The following is a 19,562-nucleotide window of genomic DNA, read 5'->3' on the forward strand; positions in this document are numbered from 1 at the left end:
CCATATGGCGAGCCCGCTAGAGCTGAGGAGTGCCCATGCGGAGCATCTGGAAAGGGGCGATCTCCTTCGGCCTCGTGACGATTCCCGTCAAGCTCTATTCGGCGACCGACCAGAAGGACGTCACCTTCCACCAGGTACACCGCGAGGACGGCGGCAGGATCCGCTACAAGCGCGTGTGCACGCTCGACGGTGAGGAGGTCCCCTACGCCGACATCGCCAAGGGCTATGAGCTGGCCACCGGCGAGATCGTGGTGCTGACGGACGAGGACTTCGAGGACCTGCCGCTCAGCACGTCACGCAGGATCGACGTCCTCCAGTTCGCGCCGGCCGAACAGATCGACCCGATCTACTTCGCCAAGTCGTACTACCTCGAACCGGACGCGCAGGGCGCCAAGCCGTACGTGCTGCTGCGCAACGCCCTGGAGAGCTCGGGGCAGGTCGCGGTCGTCAAGGTGGCGCTGCGGCAGCGGGAGTCGCTGGCCACGCTCAGGGTGCGTGACGGGGTGTTCGTGCTGGAGACCATGTACTGGCCGGACGAGATCCGCGTGCCCGACTTCGGTTTCCTCGAAGAGGACATCGAGGTACGGGCCCAGGAGCTCAAGATGGCCGAGTCGCTCATCACCACGATGGAGGCGGACTTCGACGCGACCGAGTACCACGACGCCTACCGCGAGGCACTGCAGCAGGTGATCGAGGCGAAGGTGGAGGGCAAGGAGGTCGTCGCGCCGCCGGCGGGCGAGGAGGAGGCGGGTCCCGCCGTCGACCTCATGGCCGCGTTGCGGGCGAGCGTCGACGCGGCCAAGCGCGAGCGTTCCGGCGCGGCCGCCAAGCCCAAGAAGACCGCCAAGGAGTCCAAGGACGAGGGGGAGAAGGCCGCTCCCAAGCGTAAGGCTCGCAAATCCGCCTGATCGGGCGGTGCGCCCGGCAAAGGCAAGGCGCCTTCGGCTTGATTGCCGAAGGCGCCTTTCATGTTCACACATCCAGGAGGGAAGCGACTTTATCGGCCGCTCCCCTCAATGCCATGGGGAACGAATTCCCGCCGAGTCCGTACGCGTGGGCGTGGCGACTTTTCTGAGTGCCTGTATTCCTTTATGAGAACACGGGCACTCAGCACGCGCCCCGGAACTCACCCAAACCGGAGAACCGGTTGCATGGCTATCTCCTCGGACCGTATCCGGCGACCCTTATTGGAGTGTCCCCGGACGGGTCGTCTCCGCGTTGTTACTCAACCCCGCGCTGGGCGAGCTGGCGCGCCAACTCGTTCTCGCGCTCGCGCTCGAGCTGGGCCTGGGCCTGGAGCTGGCGGGCGTCCGCGTCAGCGTCGTTGCGGTTGAAGTTGCGGGCGTCCGCGTCAGCGTCATTGTCGCCGCGGACGCTGTTGGTGTTGTTGTTGTGCAGGTGGATGTGGACCTTGACCCGGCCGCCGCGGTTGTGCCTACGGCCCCAGCCGCCCCAGCCGCCCCAGCCGCCGCCGCCCCAGCCGCAGCGACGGTGGCAGCCGCCCCAACCACCGGCGACGACGCCGGCGTTGGTGGCGGCGGAGGCGGTGGCGCTGGCGGACGTTGCGGTGGTCACTGCGCCCAGGCCGATCACGCTGCCGGCCGCTGCCGTGCTGATCGCTAGCCCTGCGAGGACACTCTTGAACTTGGGCATTGAATTCCCCCCTAAAGGATCGGTTGCCCCGTTCCAGATATTTACCGGACTGAACGGTAAATATCTTGGATGTCGTCTAATGCGTCATCCGTGCGGATTTATTTCCGACGAGCCAGCGGATAAACGGGCCTTGTTCTGTTTTGCTATACGCTAACTCTCTCATTGCTCTCATTAAGCATTTATGAAATGAAATGAAATGATTTGTCCGTTTTGCGAACGGCGGCACCGCGTGCTTCTGCGTGAATTGCGTACTCATAAATGCTAATAAAGGGGCATTTGCCCGAAATGTAGGCTGGAAGGCGAGGACGGCTATCGTTGGGTGAGCGAGGAGGACGCATGGCAGCAGCGCCGATCCCGCACTGGCCAGGACGCATGTTCGGCTCGGTGCATGTACGAGTGACTCCGGAAGGCGCCCCTGAGAAGGCGGTCTTCGTCCACGGCCTGGCCGGTGCGGCCACCAACTGGACCGACCTGATGGACGAGCTGAAAGACCTCGTCACCGGCTACGCCATCGACCTGCCAGGAGCGGGGTTCTCGCCCGAACCGGCCGACGGCGACTACACCATCGCCGCGCACGCTCGCGCGGTGATCGGCCTGCTGCGGGAGACCGGTCCCGCGCATCTGTTCGGCAACTCGCTGGGCGGCGCGGTCGCCGTCAGGGTGGCCGCCACCCGCCCCGACCTGGTCCGCTCGCTCGTCCTCATCTCGCCGGCGCTGCCCGACCTGCTGCCCAGGTACGGCCCGATACGCGTCGCCGCCGCGGCGTTGCCCAGGCTGGGTGAGTGGGTGGCCGACAAGCTCCGGCTGATCCCCGCCGAGCAGCGGATCAAGGCCTCCTTCGCCATGGTCTGGGCGGACGTCGCCGCGGTCCATCCGGTACGCCTCCACGACGCGGTCGAGGAGCAGCGCAGGCGCGACGAACTGGCCTACGCCGCCGCCGCCATGATCGGCTCGGCCCGCGGCATCGTGGCCGAGTACTTCCGCCGCGGCGAGGAGAACCTGTGGCGTCAGGCCGCCCTCATCGAGGCGCCCACCCTGATCGTCCACGGCAGGCACGACCGGCTGGTGCGTCCCGCCATGGCCGCCAAGGCAGCCCGTACGTTCAGGCAGGTCAGACTGGTGCTGTTGCCGCGCGCCGGGCACGTGGCGATGATGGAGACGCCCCGTGTGGTGGCCGCGGAGGCCCGCCGTCTGATCGGTGAGACGCGGTTGGGGAATGCCCGACTCGCCAACTAGGTTTCACAGGGGGATAGGTCCCCCTGGAACGGGAGCGTAGAAAGTGTCGTTGCCACCACTGGTCGAGCCGGCCGCGGAGCTGACCGTCGACGAAGTGCGCCGCTACTCACGCCACCTGATCATTCCCGACGTGGGGATGGCCGGGCAGAAGCGGCTGAAGAACGCCAAGGTGCTCTGTGTGGGCGCCGGTGGCCTGGGATCGCCCGCGCTGATGTACCTCGCCGCGGCTGGCGTGGGCACGCTGGGCGTCATCGACTTCGACGTCGTCGACGAGTCCAACCTGCAGCGCCAGATCATCCACGGCCAGTCCGACGTGGGCAGGCCGAAGGCCGAGAGCGCCGCGGCCACGGTCCGCGAGATCAACCCGCTGGTCGACGTCGTCATCCACAACACGGCGCTGACCAACGACAACGTGATGGAGATCTTCTCCGGCTACGACCTCATCGTCGACGGCACCGACAACTTCGCCACGCGCTACATGGTGAACGACGCCGCGGTGCTGCTCGGCAAGCCGTACGTCTGGGGCTCGATCTACCGCTTCGACGGCCAGGCGAGCGTCTTCTGGGCCGAGCACGGCCCCTGCTACCGCTGCCTCTACCCCGAGCCCCCGCCTCCCGGCATGGTGCCGTCGTGCGCCGAGGGCGGCGTGCTGGGCGTGCTGTGCGCCTCGATCGGCTCCATCCAGGTCAACGAGGCGATCAAGCTGCTCACCGGCATCGGCGACCCGCTGGTCGGCCGACTGATGATCTATGACGCCCTGGAGATGAAGTACCGCGACGTCAAGGTCCGCAAGGACCCCGAGTGCGTGCTCTGCGGCAAGAACCCGACGGTCACCCAGCTCCTCGACGACTACGAGGCGTTCTGCGGCGCGATCTCCGACGAGGCCGCCGAGGCCGCGACGGGCTCGACGATCACCGCGCGCGAGCTCAAGGCCATGCAGGACAACGGCGACGACATCTTCCTCGTCGACGTCCGCGAGATCAACGAGTACGAGATCGTCTCCATCCCCGGCGCCACGCTGATCCCCAAGGGCGAGTTCCTCAACGGCTCGGCCCTGGAGAAGCTGCCGCAGGACAAGCGGATCGTGCTCCACTGCAAGTCGGGCGCGCGCTCGGCGGAGGCGCTGGCGATCGTCAAGAACGCCGGTTTCTCCGACGCGGTGCACGTCGGCGGCGGCGTGCTCAGCTGGGTCAAGACCGTGGACCCCAGCCTGCCCTCCTACTGAGTCCGGTCCTTTCCCCGAGGGTCCGGTTTCTGCGGATGGCGCCCGGTCGCCCGCATAAAGGTCGATGGCGTGGACGACGCTCGCCCCTGGCCCGCCCTGGTGATGGCCTCCGTGCTGACGATGGTCTGCGCGGTGGCCGCCGGGGTCTCGGCCAGTGCGGCGGGCTCGGAGCTGTCACGCGGCCCGAGCACCGCCGAGCTGCACGCGGCGGCCAAGCGGGAGGTCGCCGAACGCTGGCGCACCTGGGCGACCGGGCGCATCTTCCCGGCCAGCCTGCCCTACTCCGCCGAGCAGGGCGGACAGGAGCGGGCCAGCCGGGTCGGCATCTCGCCGGGTTTCGCCTGCGCCGGCTCCGTCGACTCGAAAGCCGCCAAGGCCCTGCGCAAGGCGGGCTGCCGGGGAGTGCTGCGCGCCACCTACATCGACGCGCTGCAGGGCGTGCTCGTCACGATCGGCGTCGTGGCCCTGTCCGACGAGTTCGAGGCCGCGCACGCCAAGACCGCCTTCTCCGCCGCCGGCGCGCCCGTGCCCGGCCTGCGGCCGCTGGCCTTCAAGGGCACGGTCTCCGACCGTTTCGCCCCTTCCGTACGCCAGGCCGGCTCCGTACGTCAGGCCGGCCCGTACCTCGTGCTGACCACGGCGGGCCAGGTCGACGGCCGGCCGGCGCGCTCCGTCGGCGAACAGCGGCCGGCCATCTTCGCGTTCGCCAGCGAGATCTCCGAGCGGGTCCTGGCCGACCTGAGCACGCCCCGGATGCCCGACTGCGCCTCCCAGGAGTGGCGGTGCTGAGCCGCGCGGTGCTGGCCCGTGCGGCGCTGGCCCGCAGGGTGCTGGGCCGCGGGGTGCCGACCCGTGCGGGCGTGCTCGTCGCGGCGGTGGTGTTCTTCAGTGCGGGGCCGGCGCTGGGTGTCTTGGGGGCCGGGCCCGCGCCGGGGCTCATGAGTGCCGAGGCGGCCCTGGCCGACGACGTGCGCGGCGGCCAGCAGCCGGTGATCAGCACGCTGGAGCTGAACAAGGCGTGGCGGGTCAGCAAGGGCGCGGGCGTCACCGTGGCCGTGCTCGACTCGGGCGTCGATCCCGGCCACCGCGACCTGGCCGGCTCCGTGACCGTGGGCCGGGACTTCACCGAGGGCGCCAACCCGCCGGGGGTGCCGCCGCGTCGCCTGCACGGCACGTACATGGCCTCGCTGATCGCCGGGCACGGCCACGGCCACCAGAGCAAGCTCGGCGTGATCGGCGTGGCTCCCAAAGCGCGGCTCCTGTCGGTCCGGGTGATACTGGAGGACGAGGAACCGGGGTTCAGGGAGTTCAACACCGCCGCGCGCTTCGAGAACGTGGTGGCCAGGGGCATCCGCTACGCGGTCGATCGGGGGGCGCGCGTGATCAACATGTCGATCTCCAAGGAGCTGGCGACCCAGGAGGAGCGGGCGGCCGTACGCTACGCGATCTCCAAGGGCGTCGTGCTGGTGGCCGCCGCGGGCAATGACGGTGCGGGCGAGCCCGACGAGACGGGATTCGCCCCCTATTCGTACCCGGCCGCCTTCCCCGGCGTCGTGTCCGTGGGCGCGACGGACCGGCGGCTGCGCCGGGCGACGTTCTCCAACTGGAACTCCTCGGTGCTGGTGGCCGCGCCCGGCGTCGACATCATGGGCGCGGGCCCCGGCGACGAGTACTGGGTCGGCAGAGGCACCTCCCAGGCCACCGCGCTGGTCTCCGGAGTGGCCGCCCTCATTAAGGCCAAATATCCGGAAATGTCGCCGCCGCTGGTCGCGCAGGCCATGACCGCGAGCGCGACCGACCGGCCGCCGGGCGGCTACGACACCGGCACCGGCTTCGGCGTGGTCAACGCCGCCAAGGCGCTGGCCGAAGCGGGGCGGCTCGCTCATTACACCGAGACGGCCGCGGGGGCCCAGGCACAGGACCCGGCCCGGCCGCTCGGCGGCGGATCGGCGGGCCGGATCGAGGTCGTCAGCCGGGACCAAGCGCGGGTCAAGGTCTATGGGACGATCGCCTTGGCGGCCGCCCTCGGCGCGCTCTCCTCCATGTGGGCGATATTCGCCCTGGTCAGGCGTGTGCGCCGCGCTCAGAGCGGTCAAGGCGCATGATCCGTCCGCTAAGGGGGACGAAATAGACACGAACCGAGCCTGGGAACGAGGCGGTGGTGAAGGCACGTAGGTCCACCTCAGGGTTGCCGCGCGCCGGGGGAGCCACATCGGGACGGAAGAACCCGCTCGGTGCTCCAGCCGGTCGCCGATCTCGCGTGCGCGCGTGGCCGGCGGCCAACGGCCGCGACAAGGCGGCGTCCAAGGAGCGCGTGGAGCAGGCCATGCTCCGGCAGGGTGTGCGTTTCCGCCGCCTGTTCGTGACGCTCGTCGGCATCGTCGTGGTCATGTCGGCCGTCCTCGTGCTCCTCGGCACGATCGGGCTGCTTGAGGAGACCAGGTCGCGCCCGCTGACCGCGGCAGAGCAGAACCAGTACAAACAGGAGGAGATCGCCAGGCGCTGGCAGGCGTGGCCCGCGACCGGCGTCTTCCCGGAAGAGGTGAAGTACGTCGGGCTCGACAAGGCCCAGCAGTACGCCCGGCGCGTCGGCATCGCACCCCAGACCGAGTGCGGCAAGGCCGTCGACCCCTCCGTGGCGGGCATCCTCGACGACCACGGATGCGTGACCATGCTCCGCGCCACCTACGTCGACCAGACGGCCACGTTCGTCTTCACGGTCGGCGTGGCCGTACTGAAGGACGAGGAGTCCAGGCTCTCGGCGACCGAGCAGCTCACCCAGGACGACCGGGTCGGCGTGCTGCCCGTGGCCTTCTCCGGCACGGTGACCGAGCGGTTCGGGGTGGAGCAGCGCCAGCGCACCGGCTGGGTGGGCGCCGGACCGTACATCGTGTTCTCGACGGCGGGCTACGCGGACGGCAGGACCCGGGCGGCCATCCCGCCGGAGGAGATCCTCCACAGCGAGCTGTGGCCGGCGGCCAAGTCGATCGGCAACCAGATCGCCTATTTCCTGGCGGACCCCCCTAAGGTCCCGCCCTGCACTCAGGGGAACGTGTGCTGACCGTTGTACGCGCGCTGACCGCCGCCGTGGTCATGCTGCACGCTCCCGTGGCCCCGCCCGTCAGGGACCAGCAACAGTGGGTGCTCGACGCGCTCAACGTCGAGCAGGCGTGGACGGTCACCAAAGGCAAGGGCGTCACCGTGGCCGTGGTCGACAGCGGCGTCGACGGCACGCTCAAGGAGCTGCGCGGCCGCGTGACCGCCGGTCCCGACATGACCGCGGCCACCGTCGAACGCGCGGCCAAGCCCGGCAAGCACGGCACCGCGATGGCCGCGCTCATCGCCGGGTCCGGGGCCGGCAAAGGGCTGATCGGCGTGGCGCCCGAGTCGGGCATCCTCTCCCTGGCCCTGGCCCTCGACGACGACCCCACCGGCGACACCATCGATCCCCAGCAGGAGGAACGGACCTCGCTGGAGAGCCCGCTGGCCCGTGCCATCCGCTACGCCGCCAACCACGGCGCCAAGGTCATCAGCATGTCGATCGGCACGTACGGGCCGCTCAAGTCCGAGCGCGAGGCCGTCTCCTACGCGCTCGAAAAGGGCGCCGTGCTGGTCGCCGCCGTCGGCAACGACGGGCAGACCCAGTACGCCAAGGACAACGGCACCTCGTTCTGGAGCTTCCCCGCGGGCTATTCGGGGGTCATCGGCGTGGCGGCCGTCGACAAGCAGGGCAAGGGCGCGACGTTCAGCAGCGACAACCTGTCCGTCCTCGTCTCCGCGCCGGGCGTGGGCGTGCCCATCGCCAAGCGCAAGGGCGGCTACGAGCTCTCGGAGGGCACCAGCGCGGCGAGCGCGCTGGTGGCCGGGGTGGCCGCGCTGGTCAAGTCGCGCTATCCCACCATGGCGCCCGAGCAGGTCGCGCAGGCCCTGGCCGCGAGCGCCAGGGGACGGCCCGCCGCGGGATACGACGACAAGACCGGGTTCGGTGTGGTCGACGCCGGTGCCGCGCTCAACGCGGCCGAACGGCTGGCGGGGGAGCAGCGCGACGTCGCCGTGCCCGACGACCAGCACTTCGGCGTCGGCGAGGACTCACCGGTGCCATCGCGGCCGGGGCCCGATCCGTGGCGGCTGTGGCTCTACGGAGGAGGCGTCCTGGTGGCGTTGATCATGTTCTGCGGAGCCATCATCGTGCTCAATCAGCGCAGCGAGTAAAGATCCGCTATGGTCGCGCGTCATGGGATACGAGCTGCGCGTAGTTCGTGAAGCGCCCCTGGCGTTCGCCGAGCTCGCGAAGGCGATCGCGCCGGCCGGTTTCGGGCTGCGCGGGCCGGACGAGATCGTCGCCGGACACGCCGGTGACACGCACGTCGTAGGGCACTGGCGCGATCAGGTGATCGGCGAGCCGGGCTCCGACTGGCAACTGGCGCAGCTCATCCGGCTGGCGGCCGCGCTCGGCGCCCGGCTCGTCGGCGAAGACGGCGAGAACTACACCGTGCGCGACGGCATCGTGGAACTGGTGACCGGCGGTACGGTGGTCGAAATCGGCAAATACCACGAGATCATCGAGGCGGGGCCCAACGCATGGAGTCCGTGAACCCGTTCGCCGAACGGGTCCTCGAGGTGGTGGAGTCCATCCCGCCGGGCATGGTGATGTCCTACGGCGACATCGCCGAATACCTCGGCGAGGGCGGCCCGCGTCAGGTCGGGCAGGTCATGTCGACCTGGGGCGGCGGCGTGCCGTGGTGGCGCGTGGTGCATTCCGACGGCACCGGCGCGGCCCCTGACCACGTACGACGCTGCCTGGAGCACTGGCGAGACGAGGGCACACCGTTGCGCGGCGAGCGCGTCGACATGCGGCAGGCTCGCTGGGACGGGCGTTCAGCCGATTCTAAGAAATGAGTTTGACCTGCGGATTCGCTCGTTAGGCGAATCCGTTGCACGTTAGTCCCCTTACGATGGCATGAACCAGTGATGGCGGTTCGAAAGGCGGTGCCTTACCGATGGCAACCGGCGTCACAGCCCTGAGTCAGGGCGGCGATCAGATCGCCGATCGCCTGAAGGCTGTCCAGGATCTCTGTGACCGGGGTGAGCCGCTCGACGCGGTCATGCGGGCCGTGGGATCGGGCGGCCACGACTCGGCGTTCGACGCCGAGGTGCTCAGCGGGCCGCTGGGCGCCCGGATGGACCTGGCGGTCAAGCGTGGCGCGGCCCGCAGGCGCGAGCTCGTCACTTTGGTGCGCCCCTACCTGGCGGCCGTGGACGCGGGGGTCAAGCGTGACCTGCCCGTCGCCCGGCGCCTGATCTGCCACCTCATCGAGCACCGCCCGGACGACGAGCTGGTCGACGGCGACACGCTCACCAAGGTCGTGGCGGCGGCGGCCGAGCCGTCCAAGCGGATCCGCGAGGGCCTGCGCTGGTACGCCGACCTTCCCTTCCGTGACGAGCTCCCGGCCGGCCTCTATCGGCTGCGGCGCGCCGACATGGTGCCCGTGACCCACATCGACGACATCGTGTGGGTCAACGGCAAGCTGCGCGTCACCGGCTTCGCCTACCTGGCGGGCCTGTCCGTGCGCAGCCGCCGGTTCAACTGGGCGACCGTGGTGCTGCGCGGGCCGCGCTGGCTGCCTCCGGTGCGCATGCGCACCCGCCGGGTGCTGGCCCCCGAGGCCACCCACGGCGCGCGCGAGCCGGGCTGCAACTACGACTGGTCCGGGTTCACCGCCGAGCTCAGCCCGTGGTCCCTGCGCTGGCGCGGAGCCGTGCGCGGCCTCGTGCACGCCGTACGCAGGCGGCTGCGCCACCGGCCCGCCGTGCACGACACCACGACGTGGCGGGCCGAGATCGTCTTCTACAGCCGCGGCGCGCGGGCCACCGGTCTGCTGCGTGGCGCGTCCCCCGGCCGCACCGAACGGCCCGCCGGTCTCAAGCTCCAACCGGGCCTGTGGGTCAGGCCGGTGTGGACCTCCGACCGGGCGCTCCAGGTCGTCCTCCAGCCCAACCGCGCCGAGCTCGCCGGGGTCTCCGTCGAGGGCGAGCGCCTGGAGCTGAAGATCTTCCTGGCCGGCCGTACGGTGACCAAGGGTCATGCCCGGCTGGGCGGCCACCGCATGGCCGCCGAGTTCACGCCGGTCGCCGACGGCACCGAGGTGCTGGTCAGCCTGGCCGTGCCCGCGCTGCTGCAGGAGAAGGACGGGCGGCGGCTCTGGGTCGAGCCGAAGGGTGACCCCGCCGCGTCCGTCATGCTCGGCGACCTGGTCGAGACCAGGGCACCCTCCGGAGACCGCGAGATCACCGTGCTGGGCGACCGGCGCGACCGCGTGCTCGTCTCCGCGCACCGCATCCGCCCGGTGATCACCTCGGCGGTGTGGGAAGGGCCCGCGCTGGTGCTGCGCGGCGGCTACCCCGACGCCGCCGGGCCGCGCGTGCTGACGCTGCGCCACCGGTCGGGGCTGTCCTACCACGTGCCGATGGTCCGTACGGGCGACCAGTTCACCGTACGTCTCGAGCCCGCCTCGATGGATCGTTTCGGCGAGGTGGTGCCGCTGTCGTCCGGCACCTGGAACATGTCGGTCCGGCACCCGTCGGGCGAGATCGTCCCCCTCCGCATGGACCACGCGACACTGCCCGACCTCGACGAGAAGCCGCGCGCGTTCGAGGGGCGGTCCTTCCGGATGCTCTCGACGCGCTTCGACGTGCCGGTGGTGGCGGTCGAAGAGGAACGGCCGGCCGACGAGAAGGGCGTCGCGGGCACCCACGTGCTGCGGCGGGTCTTCTACCCGGCGCAACGCACCGAGCCGCTGACCGACGCGACCGTCTACGTGGTCAACGACGGGCGCCTCTACGCCGACAGCGTCCGGGCCATCTACGAGGAGCGGGTGCGGCGGGGCGACGACCGCGAGCACATCTGGATCGTCAAGGACGGCGCGTTCACCCCGCCTCCGGGCACGACCTCGGTGCGGGCCGGCAGCCGTGAGCACCACGCTGCGCTCGCCCGGTCCCGATTTATCGTGACAAATGCGTTTTTGCCGGTCTGGTTCCGCTCCCGCGAGGACCAGGTCGTCCTGCAGACCTGGAACGGCACCCCGGTCAAGCGCATCGGCAACGACCAGCCCCACATGACCCGCGACCCCCGGCCGCCGATCTGGCACCGGCAGGCGGCCGAGGTACGCGGCTGGGACGTGCTGCTTTCGCAGTCGCCGTGGGCCACGCCGGTGCTGCGGCGGGCGTTCGGCTACCAGGGCGAGATCCTGGAGAGCGGGCTGCCGCGCAACGACGTGCTCTGCTCGCCGGACAGAGACTCGCTGGCGGCCGCGGTGCGGGCGCGGCTGGGCTTGGTCGAGGGCAAGCGCGTGGTGCTGTACGCACCGACGTGGCGCGACTATGACCGCAAGAACGCCATGGTCAAATTCGACCTGGCCAAGGCCCGCGAGGCACTGGGCGCGGACCACGAGCTGCTGGTCAGAGCCCACCCCATGCAAGCCATGCCCGCCGTCCCCGACATCGCCCACGACGTCACGACTTATCCCGACATAGCGGATTTGCTGCTCGTGGCGGACGTGCTGGTCACGGACTACTCCTCGGTCATGTTCGACTTCGCGGCCACCGGCCGGCCCATGGTCTTCTATGGGTACGACCTGGCGAAATACTCGTCGAAGCGAGGCCTGTACATCGACCTCCCGGAGCAGGCGCCGGGACCGGTGCTGTCGACGTCGGCGGAGGTGATCGACGCACTACGCTCGATCGACTCGGTGGCGGCGGCCCACGCGGACCGCTACGACGCCTTCCGCGCCACCTTCGCCCCCAGGGACGACGGCAAGGCCACGGCCCGAGTCGTAGACCGCCTGTTCTCCTGAGGCTCTTCTCCTGAGGTCCCCAGGGCGCTTCGCCCTGGGGCCTCAGGCATTGCTACCTTCCGGCCCCGCCGCCGAAGGGCTTCGTAGGGGGCGGTGGGATCGGCCGAGTACGAAGATCGCTAGGTGCTGCTAACCTCACGGATTTGATCAGCTCATTTCGCTGTCGACATCAACATCCGGTCCGAGGACAAGGACAATCATGCCGCTGTTGGCCCGCATGCTCTCCGCTCCCCTGTTCGTCGACGTCCGGGCCGGTGCGGTCGCCAGCCTCGGCACGCTGCTGACCGACCTGCAGATCGCCCGGCAGGGCAGGGTGGCCGTCGCCGTCGGGCCCAGCCAGGGTGACGGCATCTGCGAGGAGTTGCGGATCGATGGGGCCGAGGTGCTCCGCATTCCCGACGGCACCCTCGCCGCCGCAGCCGAGCTGGGACAGCGACTGCGGGCCGGGCAGTTCGAGGCGATCGCCGGCATCGGCGGCGGCAAGACCATCGACGTGGCCAAGTTCGCCGCGCACATGGCGGGCATCCCGATGGTGGCGGTGACCACGAGTCTGGGCCACGACGGTATCGCCTCGCCGGTCAGCACGCTGCGGCACGAGTCGGGCACGGGCTCCTACGGCGTCGTGATGCCGGCGGCCGTCCTGGTGGATCTCGATCGCGTCCGGTCCGCCCCGGCGTCGTTGTCCACGGCCGGGATCGGCGATGCGATCAGTGACCTGTCCGCGGTGGCCGACTGGGAACTGGCCGCCGCCGAGGTCGGCGAGCACATCGACGGGCTGGCGGTGGCGATGGCCAGATCAGCGGCGCTGGTGGTCCTGCACCAGCCGGGGCAGGCCCGGACCGACGAGTTCCTCACCGTGCTGGCCGAGTCGCTGATCCTGTCCGGGATGGCGATGGGAGTGGCCGGGTCGAGCCGGCCGGCCAGCGGCGGCGACCACGAGATCATGCATGCCGTCAACGAGCTCCACCCTGGCACGGCCAGCCACGGAGAACTGGCCGGAGTGGGGGCGCTGTTCTGCACCTACCTGCGTCAGGACGAAGACAAGGTCGGGCTGATCTCCGCGTGCCTGGAACGGCACGGGCTGCCGCGCACTCCCGGCGATCTCGGCTTGTCAGACGCCGACTTCGCCAAGGCCGTGGCGTACGCGCCGCGGACCCGTCCGGGCAGGTACACCATTCTCGAACACCTCGACCTGCCCGAGGCTCAGCTCGCCGATCACGTGGCCGCCTACGTCAAGGTCATCGCGGGCTGACGTCGATCTGGTACTTGATGAAGCCGCGGTTCTCGGCCACCTTGTCGTACAGGCGTCGTGCGGTGATGTTCGACTCGTGGGTGTTCCAGTACACGCGGCCGCACCCATGGTCCTTGGCCCAGTCGGTCACGGCCGCGATCAACGCGCGTGCCACGCCTTTGCCCCGTACGTCCTCAGCGGTGAACAGGTCCTGCAGGTAACAGACATCGTTGTCGGGCGCCGACGTGCTGGGGTGGGGAAAGAAGTGCGTGATGCCCACAAGCCGTCCGTCCAGCGTCGCTCCAAGGGCGTGTAGGCGCGTGTCAGCCTGGAACTCCTGCCAGGCCCTCTCGTACATCTCGTCCGGCTCGACGCGCTGGTAGAAGTCGATGTAGGCGCGGAACAGGCCCTCCCAGGCGATCCGGTCGGACGGGAGGAGCCTGCGGATGTCGATCATGTTGCTCCTCCTGGGGCGGCTTCGCGTGGCACGCCACAGGCTAGGTACAAGTGGTCTGCCGCGATACGGCCACTCTCAGGGGAAAACCAGGGGCCACTTCACGCCGCGGTCAGTCCGGCGAGCAGGTCTTTGACCCCGTCGAACGCGATCGCGCCGTCGAGTGGGTTGGAGTAGCTGCGGGACCAGGTGATCAGCCCGTCACGGACGCGGGTGACCATGATGATGGAGAAGGCGAACCGCTTTCCGGTGGGCAGGACGGTGCCCTGAAGCTGGTACTCGGCGATGACGATCTCGGGATCGGCCGTCTCGTGGATGTGGGCCCCCTCCACGGAGTCGAACTTCTGGATCTGGGCGCCCTCCCTGAGGTGGCGCCGGAAGGGCTCGCGGCCGACCTCGGGGTGCGGAACGCCCGGCGGCAGGAACGGCAGCTCGAAGACGGCGTCCTCGGCGAACAGATCGGCCGTCTCCGGCACTGGACCCATGGCGTAAAGGGCGAGAAGACGCTCGATGACCTCGCGGGGTGCGGCAGTCGACATGGCATACTCCTTCGGAGAGAATAAGCGGGGCGTCCGCACCGGTTAATATACGGGGCGCCCGCCCCGTTTGTCCACGAAGAGATTGGGACGGGTGACGTGAGCGGCGAGCGGCCACTACGGGCTGATGCACGGCGGAACAGGGAGCGGGTCCTCGAAGCGGCCCGAGCGGCCTTCAGCGCCGAGGGCGGCGGTGTGTCGCTGGATGAGATCGCCCGCCGGGCAGGGGTGGGGCCGGGCACGGTCCACCGTCACTTCCCGACCAAGGAGGCGCTCTTCGAGGCCGTCGTCGTCGACCATCTCCGGCAACTGGCCGACGAGGCGGAGGCCGCGCTGCGGGCCGAGGACATCGGCTCGGTCTTCTTCGCCTTCCTGCTGCGGATGATCCGCGAGGCAGGTGTCAAGAAGGACCTCACTGACGCGCTCTCCGGCACCGGGGTGAAGCTGAGCGACACCACCCAGAAGGTGGCCGCCGACCTGCGGGAGACCTTCGCGAAACTGCTCGCCCGCGCTCAGCGGGCCGGCGCCGTACGGGCCGACGTGGCCGCCGGGGAGGTACAGGCGATCGTCCTGGCCGCGCTCACCGCTGAACAGACCGGCGTCGCGCACCCCGGTCACCTGGCAGCCCTCGTATGCGACTGCCTGCGTCCCCGGTCGGGGTCACTTGTTCAGTTCGATGTCGAGTGAGAGGGGGGTCTCCTGGATGTCGAACGTTCTGAAGTCCGTGTGGGAGATGAGGGCCGTGAACTGCCTCTTGTCGTACGCCTGCCTGGGCAGGACCGAGCTCAGGACATAGCGGGTGATCGCCCGGTTCACCGGGCCGAGGCGCATGCCGGCGACGTCCGCGTGGACCGCCTCTTTGGAGACGTCGCGGCGCAGGTCGTTGATGTAGGCGCGGCCGCCGGGGCGGAGTACGCGGTGCATCTCGCGTAAGGCGCCGACCGGGTCGGAGAAGTTCTTGAAGGCGGCGCAGCAGACGATGAAGTCGAAGCTCGCGTCCTCGAACGGCATGGCCGAGACGTTTCCGTGGCGGAAGTCGACCTGGACGCCCGCCTCCGCGGCCTTCTGCCGGGCGATCTGGACGAAGGACGTGCTGACGTCGAGGCCGGTGACCGTGTAGTCGCCGGTTCTGGCCAGTTCGATGGCGAGGTAGCCGGGGCCGGGAGCTACCTCCAGGAGATCGGCGCCTGCCGGGGCGCGTGCCACCACGACCCGGGTCTGCTCGGCGAACCTCGACAGGTCCTTGCCGGTGTTGCTCGCGTACCAGCGGGCGATCGTGCCCTCCATGCCGATGCCCTTGTAGCCCTTGTCGGTTCGTGTCATGACCTCTCCAAGGTGTCGTTGTCTACAACTCACGATATATCGCATTAGTCGTCAGTCAAGATATGTCGTGAGATTGCCGACTCCGCGATGCTGCGTTCCTGCTTCGGCGACAGCACGACGTCCAAGGCCAGGCTCACGCCTCACCCCCGGCATCGTCGTAGAGGATGTCGCCTTGGACGATCTCGGCCTGGAGGATCACGTCGGTGTCCGGGTCGGGAACGTCGTGGCGCTGCTGAAGCTGGAGGAGCATGTTGCCGAGCAGGCTCGCCATGTCGGCGTCGGCGACACCGTTGCGGTTGATCTGATCCAAGCCGAGCAGCATCGCCCGCTTATTGATGATCTTCAGGACGGTTTCGGCGGGCTGGACCTCGCCCTTCAGCACCTTCGGCCACAGCGCGGCCATCACCCGGTCCAGGCGTCCGATCTCCAGATGTAGCAGCTGCTCGGCCGCCATCGCCTCGGCCTTGGCGGCCCGCTTCAGCGCGTCTGTGATGTCCTTCGACACCGCCTGCGGGCTGGCGTAATCCAGCCGCTCCGCGATCACCGTGGGACTGACGCCCGCGATCCGCATCTGCAATGCCTGATAGCGGCGCTCGTGCCGCGCCAGCTTTGCCTGTGGATCGTCAGCCATGAGGGGGCCGCCTCCTTATGCCAGCGTTACCGCTGTCGCTCTGCGTGTGTCCGAAGTGCCGCCATCACCACCTCCGCGAGCGGCGCTTCACCGTCTCGGCTGCGGATGTCCGCGATGAGGCCGGTCACCTCGTCGTGTTGCGCCGCCGTGAGGGGCACGATCAACTCGACCGTCGAACCCGCTTTGGGCCGTGGAGGAGGAGGAGCGTCCGTGCGGACCGACCCGTCGCCGTCCGCTGACTCCTCGCCGTCCTTGCCATCGGCCGTGTCGTCCTCGAGTTCGTCGTCGAGGTCTTCCCCTGCGAGGGCTGGCGTCCCGGCCGGTGCGGGCCTGGGTTGGGTCGGCTCGTCATACACGATCTCGATGTTGTTGCCGAGGTCGTCGAGCAGATCCGCGAGGTCATCGTCCCTCCACCCTGTGCCATCCAGGTCTGGGAGAGACTGGAGCAGCTCGGCGAGCTTGGCGTCGTCATACTCGCCGTACTCCGCGAGCCGGTTGTCCGCGAGCATGATCCGCTGGGCGGTCTCATCGTCCACGTCGATGATGACCACAGGAACGTGCTTGAGCCCGGCCTTGGTCGCGCCACGCCAGCGGTGCTCACCGACGACGATCGGCATCCGCGACTTCTGGGCGACGACGGACCCATAGAAGCCGTTCTTCTTGATCGACGCGACGATCACACCCACGTCACCGTGGTGTGGGTTATCCGGGTGCGGCTCCAGGTCGCCGACCGCGACCATCCGATACTCCTGTGGCGCGATCTTCGCCATCAACCCTCCCTTGCCGCCCTCGGGAGGGCCAAGTGGTCGACCGTCCTGACCTGTGGCTTTGTGCGTTTCCGCAGGTCAGATTTCGAAGTGGTCGTCATCGGCCGCCAGCGTCTCCAGTACGGGCGGCTCGACGATCTCGACCGTCTGCTCCGTAACCCCAGCGCGCGGGTGCCCGACTGCTCCGCGAGCGTCTACTCGCTGGCTGCGTCGCCGGCTGGCACTGGTCCACGATCAGCGCGAACGGCCCTCATGGAGGCCCGCCGCCGCTCGAGTCGCTGAGGCCGGACGCAATGTAGCTCTGCGTAGTATCGATGACCGTGGGGTGCACCCCCCGACCGCTAGCTGTACTGACCACAGAGGTTAGGTACGGGGCGACACGGCAGCGCGGGCATGGCCGACCGCAGCTCACGCCCGCACCACAGCCCACGCCGTACACCCACCCGCACCGAACGGCGCATCATCAAGGTCCGTGTGCTGCGCCGGGGGGGCCCAGCCCGCATCGCCTACCTGCTCGGCCTGCACCCCTCCACCGTCCACCGAGTCCTGACCCGCTACCGGCTCGCCCGCCTGACCCACCTGGACCGCGCCACCGGCCGGCCGATCCGCCGCTACGAACACCCCGCACCCGGCGACCTGATCCACGTCGACATCAAGAAACTCGGCAACATCCCCGACGGCGGCGGCCACAAGGCGCACGGCCGAGTCGCAGGCGGGCGCAACAGCTCCGCCCACCGCGACCCCAACCGGCCCCGCACCCACCACGGACGACCCAACCTCGGCTACGGCTACCTGCACAACGCCATCGACGACCACTCCCGCCTGGCCTACACCGAAATCCTGCCCGACGAGACCAAACACAGCGCCACCGCCTTCTGGCAACGCGCCCACGCCTACTTCACCAGCTGCGGCATCACCGTGCGCAGGGTCCTGACCGACAACGGCAGCTGCTACCGCTCCCACCTATGGCGCGACACCCTGCACGCAGCCGGCATCACCCACAAACGCACCCGCCCCTACCGCCCCCAGACCAACGGCAAAGCCGAACGCTACAACCGCACCCTGCTCGACGAATGGGCCTACGCCCAGCCCTACCCCTCAGAAACCGAACGCCGCGCCGCCCTACCGGCCTGGCTACACACCTACAACCACCACCGCGGACACACCTCGCTGAACGGCCTGCCACCCGCCAGCCGCGTACCCAACCTCACAGGACAGAACAACTAGCCGAGCCCGTCTGATCTGACAACGGGATCGAGAGGAACGAGTCGACCAGGCAAGCCCTGGTCGCTGCCGTCACCCTGATGTCCAGGTTGCCGGACAGCGGATAACCATCCGGACCGAAGCAATCGGATATGCCCGGCAAATGTCCGGAGACTGTCCTGGATCAGTTAATGAACCGGTGGCATCCTGATACAGGAAGGACTTCCGTTGATCGGGCAAGTGAAATACTGAGCGCCCCAGCGATCGTCACCAACAGTTATTGCGGGCGATTCTCTTACTCCCGCGTGCCATCGCGTCTCTTCGGAATCGCAGTGCGCGAACTTTGAGCCCGTTCATCGATGACGCGCACCGGGTCGGTAGCGGCGCCCATATCCAGCGTACGACGCACTAATGAGTAAGGAGAAGAGTTTCTTGCACCCTACGGAGCGCAGCCCGTTATCACCACAGCGATGGTTCGTTAGTCGGCCCTGAAGGAAAGGAAACCGTCGTATGCGACTACCACAGAAACTGGCAACCGCCGTCGTGGCGGGTATCACCATCGCAGCCGCACTTACCACGCCGGCCTACGCCGCTGGAGGCACGAAATACTGCCCGGTAAGCGGCACTCTAGAGCCATGGTGCGACCTTCAACTCTATCCGACCCGATTCCCTGGCGGGACGATCTCGGTCGACGTCGACGTAACCGGACCCAATCCCGTCGTCGGGCACTGGACTCTCTACATCGATGGCGGTTCGGTATGCGGGGCGGACTTTGCCTACAGTGACCCGCCCCGGTCATGGGTCTGCAGAAACGTGCGAGCGGGTTACCCCACTCTCTCGGTGCCAAGGGGTTACGAGGCGGCACGGATAGGTCTCCGCTGGTGATGCCGGCCCTGCCACTGTGCCGCCCCTGCCAGGTCCCTTCACGAAAGGTCTGACAATGATGAGACGGGCCACGAAATGGGTGCCGCTCATGGGCATCGCTTTCGCGCTCACCGCCGGGCCGCTCACGGCGGCTCCGGCTTCGGCATCCTCGGCGCTCGCCGCCGCTGACTGCGTCATCAACCCATACAAGGACCGGATACCGCCCGAGGTGCATGTACGCTGCGCCACGACCGGACCGTACAAGGCAATCGCCCTCTGTTCCAACAAGTTCTACAAAGACAAGTGGTTCGAGTCGCCCTGGACCAGCGCCGGCTCCTGGGCACAAGTTTCATGCCCACTGGGATACACGCTGACGGGCTGGGGGAAACAAGGCGGCGGCAGCGCCTGACCCGAGCGGTCCGCTGATACCCCGTAAACCCCGTGGTTGCCGAAGCGCAACCACTCAGCGAACCCGTTGCATGCCTCTACCTTGAACCCATTTCAACCTCACGCGGTCTGGGCGACGCGATGGTTTTGAAGGACGGCAATGGCCTTACAGAGGTGGCCGGCCTTGGACGGGCTGCAG

At 68.8% G+C, this 19,562-nt stretch carries 19 protein-coding genes and 1 pseudogene; 14 read left to right on the forward strand and 6 right to left on the reverse strand.

The genetic code is table 11. From position 1 onward, the window contains the following. Positions 1 to 35 precede the first annotated feature (35 nt). Complete coding sequence (locus AB0B91_RS35155; RefSeq protein WP_358328826.1) at positions 36 to 908, forward strand: Ku protein; 873 nt, start codon at positions 36 to 38, stop codon at positions 906 to 908. 313 nt (positions 909 to 1,221) lie between these two features. Here AB0B91_RS35155 and AB0B91_RS35160 read toward each other — a convergent pair whose 3' ends face one another. Beyond that, on the reverse strand, positions 1,222 to 1,575 hold the full coding sequence (locus AB0B91_RS35160; RefSeq protein WP_358328829.1) for a hypothetical protein: 354 nt from the start codon (positions 1,573 to 1,575) through the stop codon (positions 1,222 to 1,224). 414 nt (positions 1,576 to 1,989) lie between these two features. Here AB0B91_RS35160 and AB0B91_RS35165 point away from each other — a divergent pair, with 414 nt between their 5' ends. From AB0B91_RS35165 to AB0B91_RS35210, 10 genes are all read left to right on the forward strand, one after another. Then, on the forward strand, positions 1,990 to 2,889 hold the full coding sequence (locus tag AB0B91_RS35165) for an alpha/beta hydrolase (protein ID WP_358328832.1): 900 nt from the start codon (positions 1,990 to 1,992) through the stop codon (positions 2,887 to 2,889). A gap of 43 nt (positions 2,890 to 2,932) precedes the next feature. After that, positions 2,933 to 4,114 (forward strand): adenylyltransferase/sulfurtransferase MoeZ, encoded by a 1,182-nt coding sequence (moeZ, locus tag AB0B91_RS35170; protein ID WP_219539309.1) that lies wholly within the window; start codon positions 2,933 to 2,935, stop codon positions 4,112 to 4,114. Positions 4,115 to 4,183: 69 nt separating this feature from the next. After that, complete coding sequence (locus AB0B91_RS35175; protein WP_358328835.1) at positions 4,184 to 4,903, forward strand: hypothetical protein; 720 nt, start codon at positions 4,184 to 4,186, stop codon at positions 4,901 to 4,903. Then, entirely contained in the window at positions 4,897 to 6,219 is a 1,323-nt protein-coding gene (locus tag AB0B91_RS35180) for a S8 family serine peptidase (RefSeq protein WP_358328838.1), read from the forward strand. Before AB0B91_RS35175 ends, AB0B91_RS35180 begins: the two co-directional genes overlap by 7 nt. 155 nt (positions 6,220 to 6,374) lie before the next feature. Next, positions 6,375 to 7,175 (forward strand): hypothetical protein, encoded by an 801-nt coding sequence (locus AB0B91_RS35185; protein ID WP_358328841.1) that lies wholly within the window; start codon positions 6,375 to 6,377, stop codon positions 7,173 to 7,175. Then, on the forward strand, positions 7,169 to 8,326 hold the full coding sequence (locus tag AB0B91_RS35190; protein ID WP_358328844.1) for a S8 family serine peptidase: 1,158 nt from the start codon (positions 7,169 to 7,171) through the stop codon (positions 8,324 to 8,326). The genes AB0B91_RS35185 and AB0B91_RS35190 overlap by 7 nt, the downstream gene beginning before the upstream one ends. 22 nt (positions 8,327 to 8,348) lie before the next feature. Continuing rightward, on the forward strand, positions 8,349 to 8,708 hold the full coding sequence (locus AB0B91_RS35195; protein WP_358328847.1) for a hypothetical protein: 360 nt from the start codon (positions 8,349 to 8,351) through the stop codon (positions 8,706 to 8,708). Then, the gene (locus AB0B91_RS35200; RefSeq protein ID WP_358328850.1) at positions 8,696 to 9,013 is read left to right on the forward strand and encodes an MGMT family protein; all 318 of its coding nucleotides are present in this window, start codon (positions 8,696 to 8,698) and stop codon (positions 9,011 to 9,013) included. The genes AB0B91_RS35195 and AB0B91_RS35200 overlap by 13 nt, the downstream gene beginning before the upstream one ends. Before the next feature lie 101 nt (positions 9,014 to 9,114). Next, complete coding sequence (locus tag AB0B91_RS35205; RefSeq protein ID WP_358328853.1) at positions 9,115 to 11,967, forward strand: CDP-glycerol glycerophosphotransferase family protein; 2,853 nt, start codon at positions 9,115 to 9,117, stop codon at positions 11,965 to 11,967. A gap of 217 nt (positions 11,968 to 12,184) precedes the next feature. Then, positions 12,185 to 13,219 (forward strand): iron-containing alcohol dehydrogenase family protein, encoded by a 1,035-nt coding sequence (locus AB0B91_RS35210; RefSeq protein ID WP_358328908.1) that lies wholly within the window; start codon positions 12,185 to 12,187, stop codon positions 13,217 to 13,219. Here the strand turns inward: AB0B91_RS35210 and AB0B91_RS35215 are convergent. Next, entirely contained in the window at positions 13,206 to 13,655 is a 450-nt protein-coding gene (locus AB0B91_RS35215) for a GNAT family N-acetyltransferase (RefSeq protein ID WP_358328856.1), read from the reverse strand. The two genes, AB0B91_RS35210 and AB0B91_RS35215, sit on opposite strands and share 14 nt — an antisense overlap. Positions 13,656 to 13,753: 98 nt before the next feature. Next, positions 13,754 to 14,191, reverse strand: a complete 438-nt coding sequence (locus AB0B91_RS35220; protein WP_358328859.1) for a nuclear transport factor 2 family protein — start codon at positions 14,189 to 14,191, stop codon at positions 13,754 to 13,756. A gap of 96 nt (positions 14,192 to 14,287) precedes the next feature. Here AB0B91_RS35220 and AB0B91_RS35225 point away from each other — a divergent pair, with 96 nt between their 5' ends. After that, entirely contained in the window at positions 14,288 to 14,875 is a 588-nt protein-coding gene (locus tag AB0B91_RS35225) for a helix-turn-helix domain-containing protein (protein ID WP_358328862.1), read from the forward strand. On the opposite strand, the gene AB0B91_RS35230 is transcribed toward AB0B91_RS35225, so the two are convergent. The 3 genes from AB0B91_RS35230 to AB0B91_RS35240 form a co-directional block, all read right to left on the reverse strand. Then, the gene (locus tag AB0B91_RS35230) at positions 14,849 to 15,511 is read right to left on the reverse strand and encodes a class I SAM-dependent methyltransferase (RefSeq protein WP_358328865.1); all 663 of its coding nucleotides are present in this window, start codon (positions 15,509 to 15,511) and stop codon (positions 14,849 to 14,851) included. The genes AB0B91_RS35225 and AB0B91_RS35230 overlap by 27 nt on opposite strands. A gap of 133 nt (positions 15,512 to 15,644) precedes the next feature. After that, positions 15,645 to 16,142, reverse strand: coding sequence for a hypothetical protein (locus AB0B91_RS35235; RefSeq protein ID WP_358328868.1), 498 nt, complete (start codon positions 16,140 to 16,142; stop codon positions 15,645 to 15,647). Between the two features lie 26 nt (positions 16,143 to 16,168). Further along, positions 16,169 to 16,882 carry a ParB N-terminal domain-containing protein gene (locus AB0B91_RS35240; protein WP_358328871.1) on the reverse strand — a complete coding sequence of 238 codons (714 nt, stop codon included), beginning with the start codon at positions 16,880 to 16,882 and terminating at the stop codon, positions 16,169 to 16,171. Between the two features lie 414 nt (positions 16,883 to 17,296). On the opposite strand from AB0B91_RS35240, the pseudogene AB0B91_RS35245 reads away from it, so the two are divergent. Both AB0B91_RS35245 and AB0B91_RS35250 read left to right on the forward strand, forming a co-directional pair. Next, positions 17,297 to 18,136, forward strand: a pseudogene (locus tag AB0B91_RS35245) (IS481 family transposase); the annotation flags it as partial. A 949-nt stretch (positions 18,137 to 19,085) separates the two neighbouring features. Then, complete coding sequence (locus AB0B91_RS35250; RefSeq protein ID WP_358328874.1) at positions 19,086 to 19,385, forward strand: hypothetical protein; 300 nt, start codon at positions 19,086 to 19,088, stop codon at positions 19,383 to 19,385. The last annotated feature ends 177 nt before the right edge of the window (positions 19,386 to 19,562 follow it).

It is taken from the genome of Nonomuraea sp. NPDC049141, assembly GCF_040648415.1.
Classification (GTDB): domain Bacteria; phylum Actinomycetota; class Actinomycetes; order Streptosporangiales; family Streptosporangiaceae; genus Nonomuraea.